The 14,787-nt window shown below is 70.5% G+C and carries 13 protein-coding genes; 11 read left to right on the top strand and 2 right to left on the bottom strand.

Features of this window, described 5'->3' with window-relative positions; genetic code table 11:
• The first annotated feature begins 10 nt into the window (after positions 1–10).
• From gcvPA to gcvPB, 3 genes are all read left to right on the top strand, one after another.
• Positions 11–1,408, top strand: a complete 1,398-nt coding sequence (gcvPA, locus tag U5S82_07795; GenBank protein ID MDZ7751549.1) for an aminomethyl-transferring glycine dehydrogenase subunit GcvPA — start codon at positions 11–13, stop codon at positions 1,406–1,408.
• Positions 1,409–1,424: 16 nt separating this feature from the next.
• The gene (gene tpx, locus U5S82_07790; protein MDZ7751548.1) at positions 1,425–1,922 is read left to right on the top strand and encodes a thiol peroxidase; all 498 of its coding nucleotides are present in this window, start codon (positions 1,425–1,427) and stop codon (positions 1,920–1,922) included.
• 61 nt (positions 1,923–1,983) lie between these two features.
• Complete coding sequence (gcvPB, locus tag U5S82_07785) at positions 1,984–3,498, top strand: aminomethyl-transferring glycine dehydrogenase subunit GcvPB (protein ID MDZ7751547.1); 1,515 nt, start codon at positions 1,984–1,986, stop codon at positions 3,496–3,498.
• Positions 3,499–3,620: 122 nt separating this feature from the next.
• On the opposite strand, the gene U5S82_07780 is transcribed toward gcvPB, so the two are convergent.
• Positions 3,621–4,496, bottom strand: coding sequence for an HDOD domain-containing protein (locus U5S82_07780; GenBank protein ID MDZ7751546.1), 876 nt, complete (start codon positions 4,494–4,496; stop codon positions 3,621–3,623).
• Between the two features lie 58 nt (positions 4,497–4,554).
• Positions 4,555–4,911, bottom strand: coding sequence for a Rap1a/Tai family immunity protein (locus U5S82_07775; protein ID MDZ7751545.1), 357 nt, complete (start codon positions 4,909–4,911; stop codon positions 4,555–4,557).
• 112 nt (positions 4,912–5,023) lie between these two features.
• Here U5S82_07775 and gloB point away from each other — a divergent pair, with 112 nt between their 5' ends.
• The 8 genes from gloB (at position 5,024) to U5S82_07735 (ending at position 14,522) form a co-directional block, all read left to right on the top strand.
• The gene (gloB, locus tag U5S82_07770; protein MDZ7751544.1) at positions 5,024–5,800 is read left to right on the top strand and encodes a hydroxyacylglutathione hydrolase; all 777 of its coding nucleotides are present in this window, start codon (positions 5,024–5,026) and stop codon (positions 5,798–5,800) included.
• Positions 5,801–6,711: 911 nt separating this feature from the next.
• A complete protein-coding gene (locus U5S82_07765; protein ID MDZ7751543.1) occupies positions 6,712–7,668 on the top strand; it encodes an AAA family ATPase in 957 nt (318 codons plus the stop codon).
• A gap of 79 nt (positions 7,669–7,747) precedes the next feature.
• Positions 7,748–8,665 carry a DUF58 domain-containing protein gene (locus tag U5S82_07760; protein MDZ7751542.1) on the top strand — a complete coding sequence of 306 codons (918 nt, stop codon included), beginning with the start codon at positions 7,748–7,750 and terminating at the stop codon, positions 8,663–8,665.
• A 20-nt stretch (positions 8,666–8,685) separates the two neighbouring features.
• On the top strand, positions 8,686–9,198 hold the full coding sequence (locus tag U5S82_07755; GenBank protein MDZ7751541.1) for a DUF4381 domain-containing protein: 513 nt from the start codon (positions 8,686–8,688) through the stop codon (positions 9,196–9,198).
• Positions 9,198–10,223 (top strand): VWA domain-containing protein, encoded by a 1,026-nt coding sequence (locus U5S82_07750; GenBank protein MDZ7751540.1) that lies wholly within the window; start codon positions 9,198–9,200, stop codon positions 10,221–10,223. Before U5S82_07755 ends, U5S82_07750 begins: the two co-directional genes overlap by 1 nt.
• Positions 10,220–11,224, top strand: coding sequence for a VWA domain-containing protein (locus tag U5S82_07745; protein ID MDZ7751539.1), 1,005 nt, complete (start codon positions 10,220–10,222; stop codon positions 11,222–11,224). Before U5S82_07750 ends, U5S82_07745 begins: the two co-directional genes overlap by 4 nt.
• Positions 11,221–13,059: a tetratricopeptide repeat protein gene (locus U5S82_07740; protein ID MDZ7751538.1), complete on the top strand. Its 1,839-nt coding sequence runs from the start codon at positions 11,221–11,223 to the stop codon at positions 13,057–13,059. Before U5S82_07745 ends, U5S82_07740 begins: the two co-directional genes overlap by 4 nt.
• Entirely contained in the window at positions 13,053–14,522 is a 1,470-nt protein-coding gene (locus U5S82_07735; protein ID MDZ7751537.1) for a hypothetical protein, read from the top strand. Before U5S82_07740 ends, U5S82_07735 begins: the two co-directional genes overlap by 7 nt.
• The last annotated feature ends 265 nt before the right edge of the window (positions 14,523–14,787 follow it).

Genomic DNA, 14,787 nt, shown 5'->3' with positions numbered 1-14,787 from the left:
GGCCGTAGACGTGCCGTTCATACCCCATACCGAGACCGATGTGCAGGAGATGCTCCAGCGTATCGGCGCCGATTCCATCGATGCCCTGTTCGAGGAGATCCCCGCCAACCTGCGTTGTCGGGGCCTCGACGGTGTGCCCCCCGGTCGCAGCGAGGCGGAGGTGGCACGGCTGTTGAAGAAGCGGGCCGCCGAGGACTCCGGCACCCTGTGTTTCCTCGGCGCCGGTGCCTATGACCATCACATCCCGGCGGCGGTCTGGGAGGTGGCGACTCGCGGCGAATTCTACTCCGCGTATACCCCCTACCAGGCGGAGGCCAGCCAGGGCACCCTCCAGGTCATCTACGAGTTCCAGTCCATGATGACCTCCCTGACGGCCATGGATGCCTCCAACGCCTCCCTCTACGACGGTGCCTCGGCGCTGGCCGAGGCGGTGCTCACGGCGGTGCGTCTGGGGGGGCGCAAGGGCAGCCGCAAGGTCCTGGTGCCCGCCTCGGTGCATCCGGTGTACCGACGCGTGGTAGCGGCCATCGTGCATAACCAGGGCATCGAACTGGTGGAGGTGCCCTACGATGCCGTCAGCGGCCGCACCGATCCCGCGGCCCTGGCGGCCTTCGAGGACGACTACGCCGCCCTGGTGGTACCGCAGCCCAACTTCTTCGGCGTGCTGGAGGAGGTGGACGCCCTCACCGACTGGGCCGGCGCCAAGGGCATGCTCACCATCGCCGTGGTGAACCCCCTGGCCCTGGCCCTGCTCAAGCCGCCGGGCCGCTGGGGCAGCCGCGGCCAAGGGGCGGACATCGCCTGCGGCGAGGGCCAGCCCCTGGGGATCCCCATGGCCTCGGGCGGTCCCTATTTCGGTTTCATGTGCTGCAAACAGGAGCACGTGCGCCAGATGCCGGGCCGCATCGTCGGCCGCACCGTGGATATGGACGGCAACACCGGCTTCACCCTGACCCTGCAGGCCCGCGAGCAGCATATCCGGCGCTCCAAGGCCACCTCGAACATCTGCACCAACCAGGGCCTCATGGTCACCGCCGCCACCATCCACATGGCCATCCTCGGACCCGATGGCCTGAAGGAGGCCGCCGCCGCCAGCCATCGCAACACCGTGGCTCTGGCGAAGCGCGTCACCGCCCTGGGGATGGAGCCCCTGTTCGACGGCCCCTTCTTCCACGAGGTGGCCCTGCGGGCCCCGGTGGATGCGGGCGGGTTATTGCGGGCCATGGCGGAGCACAACATTCTCGCCGGCGTGCCCCTGGAGGACTACTACCCGGAACTCGGCAACGGGCTGCTGGTGTGCGCCACCGAGAAGCGGGTGACCGAGGACATCGATGATTACGCCGCTCACCTGGAGCGGATCCTGGCCAGGCCGGGCGCCCCGGGGCACCCGGTGCAACCGAACGTGTAACTTAGGAGTAAGGGATATGGCGACCGTCACACTCGAAGGCACCCCCATCAACACCAATGGCGAACTGCCGGCGGTGGGCGACAGGGCCCCCGATTTCACCCTGGTGAACAACAAGCTGGAGGACGTGAGTCTCAAGGATTACGCCGGCAAGAAGAAGCTCCTGTCCATCGTGCCCAGCCTCGACACCCCGGTCTGCGCCACCTCCACCAAGCGCTTCAACGAGCTGGTGGCGAATCGCGACGACGTGGTGGTGTTGATCGTCTCCGCCGACCTGCCCTTCGCCAACGGACGCTTCTGTACCGCCGAGGGAGTGGATGGCGTGGAGACCCTGTCCCTCATGCGGGGCAAGGAATTTGCGAAGGACTACGGCGTGTTCATCGTCGACGGCCCCCTGGCCGGTATCACCGCCCGTGCCGTGCTGGTGCTGGACGGGGACGACAGGGTGGTGCATAGCGAACTGGTGCCCGAGATCGCCCAGGAGCCCGATTACGACCAGGCCATGGCGGCCCTGTAGCCGCCCCCCGGGCGCAGGGGCGCCCGGGCCATTTATTTCCAGATTCGAGGACGATTCCAGTATGGTGATTTTCGAACATTCCCGCGCCGGCCGGCGCAGTGGCGCCCATCGTTTCGACGCCGGGGGTTCCGACGCAGCGGGCACCGTGAGCGACCTGCCCCCGGAGCTGCTGCGCGGCGCGGAGCCGGAGCTGCCCCGGGTATCGGAGCTGGAGGCGGTGCGCCACTACACCCGCCTGTCCCAGAAGAACTTCTCCATCGACACCCACTTCTATCCGCTCGGCTCCTGCACCATGAAATACAACCCGCGGGCCTGCAACACTCTGGCCGGCCTGCCGGGTATCGTCGACCGCCACCCCCTGGCCCCTGACAGTCACAGCCAGGGCTTCCTGCGTTCCATGTTCGACCTCCAGGAGATATTGAAAAGCGTCACCGGCATGCAGGAGGTCTCCCTCACCCCCATGGCGGGGGCCCAGGGGGAGTTCACGGGCATGGCCATGATCCGGGCCTACCACGTGGCCCGCGGCGACCATGAGCGCACCGAGGTGCTGGTGCCCGACGCCGCCCACGGCACCAATCCCGCCACCGCGGTGATGTGCGGCTTCAAGGTGAAGGAGATCCCCACCGACGCCGTGGGGGACGTGGACATCGACAAGCTCAAGGCGGCGGTGGGGCCCCATACCGCGGGCATCATGCTCACCAACCCCTCCACCCTCGGGGTGTTCGAGCGCCACATCGCGGCCATCGCCCGCATCGTCCACGAGGCCGGCGGCCTGCTCTACTACGACGGCGCCAACCTCAACGCCATCCTCGGCCGCACCCGCCCCGGCGACATGGGCTTCGACGTGGTGCACATGAATCTCCACAAGACCTTCTCCACCCCCCACGGCGGCGGCGGCCCGGGGGCCGGCCCGGTGGGGGTGGGGGAGCGCCTGCGGCCCTTCCTGCCGGTGCCTATGGTCACCGAGGAGGACGGCGTGTACCGCTGGCTCACGGAGCGCGATCGCCCCCAGTCCATCGGCCGCCTGTCGGCGTTCATGGGCAACGCCGGCATCCTCATGCGTGCCTACATCTACGCCCTGTTGCTGGGGCGCGAGGGCATGGAGCGGGTGGCGGAGTTCGCCACCCTCAACGCCGCCTACCTGGCCACCCGGCTGCGCGAGGAGGGCTTCGAGCTGGCCTATCCCGACCGCCGGCCCACCCATGAGTTCATCGTCACCCTGCGCCGCGAGGCCAAGGCTTTCGGCGTCACCGCCATGGATTTCGCCAAGCGCCTGCTGGATTACGGCCACCACGCCCCCACCACCTATTTTCCGCTGCTGGTGCCCGAATGCCTGCTCATCGAGCCCACGGAGACCGAGAGCCGGGAGGTGTTGGACGAGTTCGTGGCCGCCATGGCCGCCATCCGCAAGGAGGCCGGGACCCGGCCCGACTACGTGCGCGGCGCCCCCTACACCACCCCGGTGCGGCGCCTGGACGATGTCCGGGCGGCTCGCCAGTTGGACCTGCGCTGGCGCCCTGCCCAGGAGGAGGCGCCGGCAACGGCCCCGGAGGTCGAGGAGGCCAGGCAGGCCTGAGGCCACGGCCGTTGCCGGAACCTGCGGGTGAACCGGGGACGCCGTGTCCCTGTCTCGACCGTCATGCCGGGCTTGATCCGGCATCCAGGGGAAGGTGGCACCGGGCCATCTTCTCCTGCCCGTCAGCGGGGATGGATGTGGCTGTGGACCTCGGCGAACTCGTCGTTCACCTTGTCGATGAGGCCGTCCAGGTCGATGCCGCCCCGGGTCATGCCCACCGTCGCCAGCAGTTCCTCCTGGAAGCCGGGCAGCTCTACCGTGATGCCCCGGAACAGCCCGGCGCCCTGGATCTGGTGGGCCAGCAGATCGGCCACCCAGATGTAGGAGGCCTCGCCCTGGTGGGCGCCTGCCACGTCGGGCCGATGGTGGTAGCGCACGCCGCCGGTGATGGTGGCGGGCAGTTGCCAGGCGCCGAGGATCTCCCCGCCCAGCTCGCCGTGGTCGAAGCCGAAGGTGTCCCGCTCCAGGGCCTGCAGGGTGTCCTCGTCACCGTTGGCGTCACGGATGAGGCCCTGCTCCATGTCCCCCAACTGGTTGCAGATCATCAACAGTCCCACGTCGTGAAGCAGGCCGGTGACGAACAGCCGTTCGGGCAGGGGATAGTGGCCGCGCCGCCCCAACTCCCGCGACAGCATGGCGGTGTAGAGGCTGTGGCGCCAGAAGGACTCCATGTCGATCTGCCGGTTGCCGAGGCGGCTGAAGGCGTCCACCGCCGACACCGCCACCACCAGTGTGTGGAGATCGTTCAGCCCCACGATGGCGATGGCCCGGGACAGGGTGTCGATCTGGCGGGGAAAGTTGTAGAAGGAGCTGTTCACCAACCGCAGCAGGCGGGTGGCGAGGCTGGTGTCCTGGGCGATGACGTCGCCGATGGCGGACACGTCGGCGCGCTCGTCGTGGATCAGGGCCATCACCCGGGTGCAGGTGTGGGGCGGCGAGGCGAGCCCCGCCACCTCGGCGAGGAGTTCGGCCTTGGTGGGGGTGGAGGTGGGGGTCATGGCAGCGCCTCGGGTGGTTGGTCCGGGCGGTGGCCCGGCGGGCGGTATGGCGGTGCGGTCAGCGGCAGGGGAAGTGCTGGCGAAAGGCGTTGAGGGCAAGGCCGGCTGCGGCGTTGTTCAGCTCCGATTCGTACTCCTGGGCCCATTCCACGAACACCCGGCGCAGCTTGAAGGGCGAGGCATCGGCGGGCACGCAGAAGCCCGGTGCCGCCCGCTGCCAAGTGCGCAGAGTGGTGGCGCCGTCGGCGAGGCCGGTGAGATAACCCTCGCACAGTCCCCGGTCCAGGGTGGCGGCATCGGTGGATCCGCAATAGTCGAGGAGCTGGCGGCCGGTCATGTACACCAGTTCGGTGGCCGGCACCGTCAGGGGCAGGAAGCCGGCGAGCAGGAGCAGGGTCTTCGGGGTGATGGCCATGGCTGGGAGTATCGCTGGTGGACGAGGACGATAGATTATCCCATTCCGGGGGGCGGATTCAGCACCGGCGGGTCGGTTATCATGGCCTGAACCCTATCGAGGGGAGTCCCCTATGCCTGATATCTCGCCTATTCCCGCATTTTCCGACAACTACATCTGGCTGGTGCGCGGTGGCGGCGATGGGGCCGTGGTGGTGGACCCCGGCGATGCGCAACCGGTGCTGGAAAGGCTGGCGCGGGAGGGCCTCGAGCTGCGCTCCATCCTCGTGACCCACCATCACGCCGACCACGTGGGGGGGATCCCCGCGCTCATCCGCCGCTTCCCCGGCATCCCGGTCTACGGACCCGCCGGCGAGGCCATCCCCACCCTGACCCAACGCCTCGGCCACGGCGACCGCCTGGTGCCCGCCGGGCTGGACACGGAGTTCGAGGTGCTGGACGTGCCCGGCCATACCGCCGGCCACATCGCCTACTACGGGGACGGCGTGCTGTTCTGTGGCGACACTCTGTTCGCCTGCGGCTGCGGGCGCCTGTTCGAGGGTACCCCGGAACAGATGGCCGCCTCCCTGGGCCGCATCCGCGCCCTGCCGCCGGAGACCCGGGTCTACTGTGCCCACGAATACACCCTGGTGAACATCGGCTTCGCCAAGTGGGTGGAGCCTGACAACGCCCATCTGCTGGCCCGCGAGCAGGCGGATGCCGCGACCCGCCGCGAGGGGCGCCCCACGGTCCCCTCCACCCTGGAGCTGGAGCTGCGCACCAACCCCTTCCTGCGCTGGGATGATCCCGCGGTCATCGCCGCGGCGGAGCGCTATGCCGGTCACGATCTGAGCGGTGCGGCCGAGGTGTTCGGCGCGGTGCGGCGCTGGAAGGATCGGGAATACGATTGATAACAGAGCGTTTTTATTGACCTGCGCCGGGCACCTGGCCGGCATCGCGAGGGACGGCGCTTGTGGTCAAAGGATAATCTACCGTAAGGTGGGGTTTTAGGTCTTTTGCGATGATAGGGACTCTAGGGCACCGGCCATCACCGGCGCGCACCAGGGCCGAGTCCCGCCACCCATCCGAGGAGTTCCATCCATGTCGTCACGGACACGAACGATTCCGTATGTGTTGACCGCCCTGTTGCTGGCGGCACCCGGGGTCTACGGCGCCTCCATGGGGGCCTCGGGCAAGCCCTGTCCGGCGCCGGGTGGGGCTTCCGCCCCTGCCGCGGGCGCCGCATCGATGGTCCCCCGGGCACCCCGCGCCGGGGGTTGGCCCACGCCGCCGGCCAACCTGCCGTGGCGGCCGCCGCCGGCGGCCTGGGGTCGTCCCCCCTATGCCTCCGGCTACAGCTATAGCTATAGCTACAGCTCCTCTCCCCCCGGCGCCGGCATGGCGCGTCCAGCGCCGCCCGCCGCCCAGCGCCGGGGCGGTAGCGCCCCACTATCTCCCATGGTTGGGTCCATGGCGGGGCCTGGGCCTGGGCCTGGGCGTGGCGTCGGCAGCGGCATGGCGCCATGGCCGGCCATGCCCCAGGGCGGCACCCAGGCGCCCCAGGCGGGCCGGTCCCTGCCCGCCAGTCGTCCGGGCTGGCAGCCACCCGCCGTGAGCCCGTCCCGGCCTGCTGCGCGCCCGCACCGGCCTGCCCCGGCGGCGCCCGTCGCGGACGAGCCGTCCCCCCGCGACCAGCCCGTCAGCCCCTACGCCGGCCCCATGGACGACCCGTGGGCAACAGAAAACGACCCTAGACATGCTCGACCCTGAACCCGGAAACGCCATGAATAGCCCACTGTACTCGCCGGGCGCCCCGGCCTCCCTGAATCCCCAGGTGCTGGAGCCCCTGCGCCGCCATCTGGCCTCCCGCGTCATCGGCCAGCAGGGCCTGCTGGAGAGCATGCTGGTGTGCCTGTTGTGTGACGGCCACATGCTGGTGGAGGGGCTGCCGGGGCTGGCCAAGACCACCGCCGTGAAGGCCCTGGCCGAGGGGGTGGAGGGAGAGTTCCACCGTATCCAGTTCACCCCCGATCTGCTGCCCTCGGATCTCATCGGTACCGACATCTACCGCCAGTCCGAAGGCACCTTCGAGTTCCGCCCCGGCCCCCTGTTCCACAACATTCTCCTCACCGACGAGGTGAACCGCGCGCCCGCCAAGGTGCAGTCGGCGCTCCTCGAGGCCATGGGGGAGCGCCAGGTGACGGTGGGCCAGAAGACCTATCCCCTGCCGGATCTGTTCATGGTGCTGGCCACCCAGAACCCCATCGAGCAGGAGGGCACCTATAACCTGCCCGAGGCCCAACTCGACCGCTTCCTCATGCACGTGTGGGTGGACTATCCCAACAAGGAAGAGGAGTTTCGCATCCTCGAGCTGGACAACGATCGGCGCCGCCATCCGGAGCAGGCGGACCGCCATCACATCTCCCAGGACATCATCTCCCGGGCCCGCGAGGCGGTGGCGGGCCTCTACCTGGACGACAAGCTGCGCCATTATATCGTCGACTTGGTGAGCGCCACCCGGCGGCCCGCGGATTACGACCCCGAACTGGCGCGCTGGTGCCGCTACGGTGCATCGCCGCGCGCCAGCATCGCCCTGGCACGGACCGCGCGGGCGGTGGCGTGGATGGCCGGCGAGGCCTACGTGGGGCCCCAGCACATCCAGAAGGTGGCGCCGGAGGTGCTGCGCCACCGTGTGCTGCTCAGCTTCGAGGCCGAGGCGGAGGGCATCACGCCGGACGACTTCATCGCCCGGCTGCTGAAAGTGGTGGCCATACCCTGAGCGGTCGTGGGTACCCTGTGGCGTTTCCTCCGGCATCCGCGGCTGTCGCCGAAGCTCCGATCGTGAGTATGGTGGGCCGTTGATCCCCCAGATAGACGAACTCCTCGAGCTGCGACACCGCGCCCACGCCATCGGCCTGGGGGTGCGCCACCGCGTCACCTCGAGCCTGGCGGGGCTGTACGGCTCCGTGTTCCGGGGCCGCGGCATGGACTTCGAGGAGAACCGCGAGTACCGCGAGGGCGACGAGTTCCGCTATATCGACTGGCGGGTCACCGCCCGTAAGGGTACCCCCCATCTCAAGGTGTTCCGCGAGGAGCGGGAACGCCCGGTGATGTTGTGTGTGGACGTGGGCGCCCACATGCGCTTCGGTACCCGCGGCACCTTCAAGGCGGTACAGGCGGCGCGGGCGGCCGCCCTGCTGGGCTGGGCCGCCGCCGCCAACAAGGACCGTGTGGGGGCTCTGCTGTTCGGCGACCCCGCGCGCCGCCTCGAATTTTTTTGTGCCAACCGTTCCCGCAGTGCCTTCTGGCGCATGCTCCAGGGGCTGGCACGCCCCCGCCATGGCGGCCACGGCCGGCCCCAGGAGGATCTCATGGAGGCCTTGCTGCGGGCCGATCGGGTGGCGCCCACGGGCGGCCTGATGTTCGTCATCGCCCACCTGGACCTCGACGCCAACGCCCTGCGGCCCGCCCTCGGTCGTCTGTCCCAGCGCCACGAGGTGGTGCTGGTGGCCGTGGATGATCCGGCGGACCGCGAGCTGCCGGACATGGGGCGGGTGGTGTTCCTGGACGCCGACGGCCGCGAGGTGGAGGTGGACACCGCCGACGAGGGCGGCCGCCAGCGTTATCAGGCGGCATGGGAGGCGCGCCGCCTGGCCCTCCGGGAGGTGTGCAAGCGCCTCGGCATCGGCCTCCTGCCCGTCGCCACCGACGGCGATGTAGAGGCCGCCCTGGCGGATGGCCTCAAGTACGCCCGCCGCCCCCAGAGGCGGCGATGAGCACTCAGCCGGTGAACCCCTTGTCGATAAACCCTGCGTCGATAAACGATGGCCTGCGGGATATCCACGGCCTGGACCCCGCCCCCTGGTGGCCGCCGGGACCGGGCTGGTGGCTGGTGGCGGCCGGGGTGGTGGCCGTCGTCGCGCTGGTGCTGCTGCTGCGCCGGCGCCGCAGCCATCAACGGGAGCAATGGCGCCGGGATGCCCTGGCCCGGCTGCGGCGCCTGGAGCGGCGCCTGCCGAATCTCACCCGCCACGATGCCGCCGGCGAGCTGGTCCAGCTGCTGCGCCGCGTGGCCATGGTGCGCTACGGACGCCACCAGGCCGCCGGACTGTGGGGAGATGAATGGCTGGCGTGGCTGGAACGCCATGATCCCCGCGGTTTCCCCTGGCGCAGCCGCGGTGCGGTGCTGGTGTCATCGCCTTATGCGCCACCGGACCCCGAGGACGGCCGTGCCCTGGCGGAGCTGGTGGCGGCGGCCCGCCACTGGGTGCGCCGCGAGCCCGACAACGCGACGGAGGGACGCGCCTGATGCTCGACTTCAACTGGCCGTGGCTGGTGCTGCTGTTGCCTTTGCCGTGGCTGCTGCGGCGCCTGTGGCCCGCCCGCGAAGGCGCTCCCGGCGGGCAGGCGGTGCCCACCCCGCGGCTGCTCAATCCCGGCGTGGCCCACCTGCGCCAGGCCTTCGCGGTGCGCCGGGCGGGCCGCTTCGACCTGTCCCTGCTGGAGCGCCTGCTGGCGGCCCTGCTGTGGGCCGCCCTGGTGGCGGCCCTCATGGGGCCCCAGTGGCTGACCCGCCACGAGGAGGTGGTGAGCCCCGGCTATGATCTCATGCTGGCGGTGGACGCCTCGCGCTCCATGGAGGCCCTGGATTTCAGCGTCGACGGCCGTCCGGTGAACCGCATGGCGGTGGTGAAGGGAGTGGTGGGGCGCTTCGTGTCTCAGCGCGCCGGTGACCGCATCGGCCTGGTGGTGTTCGGCGACAGCGCCCACCTCCTCACTCCCCTGACCCCCGACGGCGGTGCCGTGGGGCGCATGCTCGACAACGTTCAGCCGCGTATGGTGGGGGACGGCACCGCCATCGGCGATGCCGTGGGCCTGGCGGTGAAGAAGCTGCGGGAGCGCCCCCCCGGCTCGCGGGTGATCATCCTCCTCACCGACGGCGAGAACACCGCCGGCAGCCTGTCGCCGGTGGACGCCACCCGGCTGGCGGCCCACTACGGCATCCGCATCTACGCCGTGGGCGTGGGCAGCAAGGGCAAGGTGCCCTTTCCCCGCGCCGACGGCACCATCAGCTACGAGGACATGCAGATCGACGAGGCGGCCCTGGAGCGTATGGCCACCGCCACCGGCGGTGCCCATTACCTGGCCACCAACACCCAGGCCCTGGAAGACATCTACGCCAACATCGATCGGCTGGAGAAGACCGAGACCCACACCCACGTCACCTGGCTGCCCGAGCCCCTGTATCGCTGGCCCCTGGGGGTGGCCCTGGCGGCCCTGCTCGGGCTCGGGGTCCTGTCGGTGCGCCGCGGAGGGGCCCTGTTCGCGACATGATGGAGACCTTCCACTTCGCCCAGCCCCTGTGGCTGTGGGGCCTCGCGGCCGTGCCCCTGATGTGGTGGCTGTCGCGGCGCGAGTGTGCCCATTGCGCCACGGCACGCCACAAGCGCTATGCCGATCCCCACCTGCTGCCCTACGTGGTGCAGGGCTACCGCACCCCCGGCGCCATCCGCCGCCAGGTGTGGCTGTGGGCGCTGCTGTGGGTCATCGGCGTCATCGCCATGGCGGGCCCGCGCTGGGGCTACGAGAACGTCTACCTGGCGGGCAGCAGCGACAGCCTGGTGGTGGTGCTCGACCTCTCCCGCTCCATGGACATCGCCGACGTGCGGCCCTCGCGCATGGCCCGCGCCCGCCAGGAAGTGGATGATCTGCTGCGGGCGGCGCCGGAGGTCAGCACCGGCCTGGTGGCCTTCGCCTCGGTGTCCCACGTGGTGGTGCCCATCACCGCCGACAACGAGATGGTGCGCGCCGTGCTGCCCTCCCTGTCGCCGGACCTCATGCGCTGGTCCGGCAGCCGCGTTTCCTCCGCCCTCGACAAGGCGCGGCGGCTGCTGGACGCGCGTAGCGACGCCGGCAGCCGGGCCATGCTGGTGGTGACCGACGGTGACCTGCCCGAGCCCGGCCTGGAGAACCAGGTGGCCCTGATGCGCGAGGCCGGTATCACCGTGCACGTCCTCGGCGTCGGCACCCCCGAGGGCGGCGAGCTGCCCATGGAACGCCGCCGTGACCGCGGGCCCGTCATGAAGCCCATCGTCTCGCGCCTCGACGAGACCGCCCTCAAGGGCCTGGCCGCGGCCGGCGGCGGCATCTACCGGCGGGCCGATTACCTGGAGGAGGACACCGAACGCCTGGTGGCCGCCGTCACCAGCGGCCAGGTGGATACGAACCGCGGGGACGTGCGACGGGTGTGGTCGGAGCGCTACTACCTGCCCCTGGCCCTGCTCATGGTGCTGTTGCTCATGCGCCTGCGCCGCATGGCGCCGGAGCCGGCATGAGGCCCCCGGTGATCCAGGCCAGGTTGTTGCCGGCCCTGGCGCTGTGCGTCCTCCTGCCGGCGGCCCCGCAGGTCGCCGCGGGCTGGTTCTCGGGGCCCGAGGACGAGGCCCGCGAGGACTTCCGGGAGGGGCGTTTCGAGGTCGCGGCCCAGGCCTTCGACGACCCCTTCCGCAAGGGCGTCGCCCTCTACCGGGCCGGGCGTCTGGAGGAGGCGGCCCAGGCCTTCGAGCAGGTGGATCGCGACGAGGTGGCCCTGGATGCCCATTACAATCTGGGCAACACCCGCTTCCGCCTCGGCGCGTACGAGCAGGCGGTGGCGGCCTACGAGGCCGTGCTGGAGACGGACGAGGGTTACCAGGATGCCCGCCACAACCTGATGCTGGCGCGTGCCCGCCTCGCCGCCCTGGAGCCCGAGGTCGAGGAGGAGTCGCCGGAGGAGCCCCGGCAGGAAGACGAGGCCCCGCCCGACGAGGAGACCCCGCAGGAAGAGTCCGAGGAGCAGGAGTCCGGGCCGGAAGAATCAGAGCAGGAAGCATCGGAGCAGGAAGAGTCGGGCGAAGAGGAACAGCAATCGGAGCAGGTAGAGTCGGAGCAGGCAGAGTCGGAGCAGGAAGAATCCGGCGAGCAGGAGCAGGAATCGGAGCAAGGCGACTCCGGCGAGCAGGAACAGGAGTCCGAGCAGGGGGAATCCGGCGAGCAGGAACAGGAGTCCGAGCAGGGGGAATCCGGCGAGCAGGAACAGGAGTCTGAGCAAGGGGAATCCGGCGAGCAGGAACAGGAGTCGGAGCAGGGGGAATCCGGCGAGCAGGAACAGGAGTCCGAGCAAGGCGAATCCGGCGACCAGGAGCAGGATGATCAGCAGGGCGGCCAGCAGAGCGAGGAGGCCGAGGAGCAGGAGGGCGGCGGCGAGGACGGCGAAGAGGGTGAGTCCGGCGGCGACGGCAGCGCCGACCAGGAAGGCCAGGGGGAGGGCGATGCCGGCACCGAGGGTAGCGCGGCGGACGCCGGTGAGGGTGAGGCCGAGGGTGAGTCCGCCGCCGGCGCCGACGAGGGCACCGAGGCCGAAAGCGGCACCGCCGCAGAAGAGGCCACCGGCGGGACGGACGGCGAAGAGACCCGGGAAGAGGACCCGGAGGGTGAGTCGTCCCCGGACGAGGCCGCGGCGGCGCGGCAGGACCCGGCGGGTGGCGGGGAGCCCCGGGAGGAGACGGGCCCCGGCGACGAGGATGCCGCTACCGAGACGGACGGCGGCGACGAGACGGGGGCCGAAGAGGAGGGCGCGGATGACGACGGGCAACCCGAGCAAGCGGACGACGCCGGCAGCGAGCCCGACCCCGAGGCGGCGACGGATGGCGCAGACGACACCATGACAGAGGAGCCGGGCGCCACCGGCGACGAGCCCGCGCCCCCGGAAGAGCGGCAGCCCCCCGAGGGTAGCGAGGAAGCCGCTGAGACCGACGAGGCGGGGGGCGAAGGCGAAGAGCCCCGGCAGGACGAGGCTGGCGACCGGCCGCCGGCAGAGGGCACGGCGGGCGGGCCGTCGGCCGCCCCCGACCCCCGCGCCCTGGAGGCGGACGAGGCCAGCGAGGCGGTGCAGGAGATGGATCGTCTGGATCAGATGCGTCAGGCCGGCCTGGAGCCTTTTTCCGAGCAGGCGCCCGGTTTCGGTGGCGTGCCGGGCATGGGGGGCGAGGTGCCCGGCTGGCTGGTGGAGGAGTGGCTGGAGCGGGTGGAGGGCGATCCACGCCAGCTCCTGCGCAACCGCTTCATGCTGGAAGAGCAGCGGGCCTCCCGGGCCATCGGCGGGCGCATGGTGGAGCCGCGGCCATGGTAGGCGCGCACGCCATGGTCCGCCGGGTCCGCCTGCCGGCGGCGCTGCTGGTGCTGCTGGTCTGCTGGGGACACGCCGCGGCGGCGCCGGGGCGCATCTACGCCGAGGCCTGGCTCAGCAACCCGTCCCCCTACGTCAAGGAACCGCTGCTCTACACCATACGCATCTTCAGCAGCGTGGACCTGCGCACCTACCAGGTGGTGCCGCCCGTGGTGACGGACGCCACCCTGGAGCGGGTGGAGGAGTCCAACCGCAACGCCACCGTCACCCTGGGCGATACCCGCTACGTCACCAGCGACCTCCGTTATGTCCTCACTCCCCTGCAGGCGGGGGGGCTGAACATAGGGCCGGCCCGCGTCACCGTGGCCTATGGCGGCGGCGCCGGCGGTACCCCGCCGGGGGAGGAGACCTTTCATACCCAGCCCCTCAAGCTGGAGGTGCGCGAAGCCCGAGCCGTGGAACAGGCGTGGCGCCCCCTGCAGTGGCTGGAGTTGCGCACCGAGCTGCAGGCCTCGTCACCGCGGGTGGGCGAGCCCCTCCTGCTGGAGGTGGAGACGCGCGCCCGCGGCGCCCTCGGCGAGCAGTTGCCCAGCGTCGCCACCCAACTCGCGGTGCCCGGCTTCAAGGTCTATCCCGAGCGGCCCCGGGTGGATACGCGCATCCGTCAGCCGGGCCATATCTGGGGGCGCCGGGTGGAGACCTTCACCCTCATCCCCACCCGCGAGGGCCGCCTGGAGGTGCCCGAGCTGGTCCTTCACTGGTGGGACCTCAACCGCCGGGAGGCGGTGACGGAACGGGTGCCGGCCCGGGAACTCGAGGTGCGACCGGCCCTGCGGCGCGTGGCCGGTGAACCGGCGGGCGCCGGGCCGGTGACGGCCGATGCCGGTCCCGGGATGGCGAGCTTCTTCCTCATGGTGGCCGTCGCCGTGGCGGGCGGCCTGGGGCTGTTCTGGCTGCTGGGGGATAGCGGCGGCGGCCAGTTGCGCATCCAGCGCCTGCGGGGGCACTGCAGTGCCCGCTGCCTCAGCGGACTGAGCTACGTGGAGGGCAGGGCGCGGTGCCTGCACCACGGCGTGGTGGACCTGCTGGACCACAGCCTGCCTCTGCCCCTGCTCCAGGCCTGGTGGCAGCGCCAGGCCCGGGTGGCCTCCGACGTCCCGGCCCTGCGCCGCATGGTAAGCAGTTTCGCCGCCATCCGCCTGGGGTTGCCGGAGCGCACCACCCTCCACGACACCGGTGAGGCCCTGGCTGCCGGTGCCGCCGCCGAGGACGGGGAACTCATCCGCCACCTCACGCGCCAGCTCGACGATGATTATTACGGTGGCCGGGAGGTGGATCTGCCCCAATGGCGCGAGGAGTGGGAGATGGTGCTGCGGGGTTGCCTGGAGCGCAGCGCCCGCCGCCGCCGGCCGGCCGCCGTTCGGGAAGAGGGTCGCCAGGAACTGCCTGCCCTCAATCCCGAGTAGCCGCCGGGTAGCCATGGGAGCGGGCGGGCGGGGACCAGGGGTCTTCGGGATAGCCGGAGAAACCCCTGCCCGTTGCCGGTGGCACGGGCGGCGGGGCTGTTGTAAGTTAACGAACATGGCGATATACGGTGTCCTGGAGAAGACAATGAGGAGCGCGTTTCGCCATGTTCGTTCCCTCACCCCATCCCTCTCCCAGAGGGAGAGGGGGAGAACGTGCTTCGCGATTTTTATGTTATTGGTCCCTTTACCGAGATGCCGGCACCGA

The organism is Gammaproteobacteria bacterium, assembly GCA_034522055.1.
In the GTDB taxonomy this organism is placed as follows: domain Bacteria; phylum Pseudomonadota; class Gammaproteobacteria; order JAABTG01; family JAABTG01; genus JAABTG01.
Note: the sequence above shows the minus strand (reverse complement) of the source record. Positions and strands in the feature narration are given on the sequence as shown.

Coding starts and splice junctions, on each gene's coding strand:
- gcvPB (MDZ7751547.1), top strand. CDS start 1,984: ATGGTGATTTTCGAACATTCCCGCGCCGGCCGGCGCAGTGGCGCCCAT.
- U5S82_07735 (MDZ7751537.1), top strand. CDS start 13,053: ATGGTAGGCGCGCACGCCATGGTCCGCCGGGTCCGCCTGCCGGCGGCG.
- U5S82_07750 (MDZ7751540.1), top strand. CDS start 9,198: ATGCTCGACTTCAACTGGCCGTGGCTGGTGCTGCTGTTGCCTTTGCCG.
- U5S82_07740 (MDZ7751538.1), top strand. CDS start 11,221: ATGAGGCCCCCGGTGATCCAGGCCAGGTTGTTGCCGGCCCTGGCGCTG.
- tpx (MDZ7751548.1), top strand. CDS start 1,425: ATGGCGACCGTCACACTCGAAGGCACCCCCATCAACACCAATGGCGAA.
- U5S82_07745 (MDZ7751539.1), top strand. CDS start 10,220: ATGATGGAGACCTTCCACTTCGCCCAGCCCCTGTGGCTGTGGGGCCTC.
- gloB (MDZ7751544.1), top strand. CDS start 5,024: ATGCCTGATATCTCGCCTATTCCCGCATTTTCCGACAACTACATCTGG.
- U5S82_07775 (MDZ7751545.1), bottom strand. CDS start 4,911: ATGGCCATCACCCCGAAGACCCTGCTCCTGCTCGCCGGCTTCCTGCCC.
- U5S82_07780 (MDZ7751546.1), bottom strand. CDS start 4,496: ATGACCCCCACCTCCACCCCCACCAAGGCCGAACTCCTCGCCGAGGTG.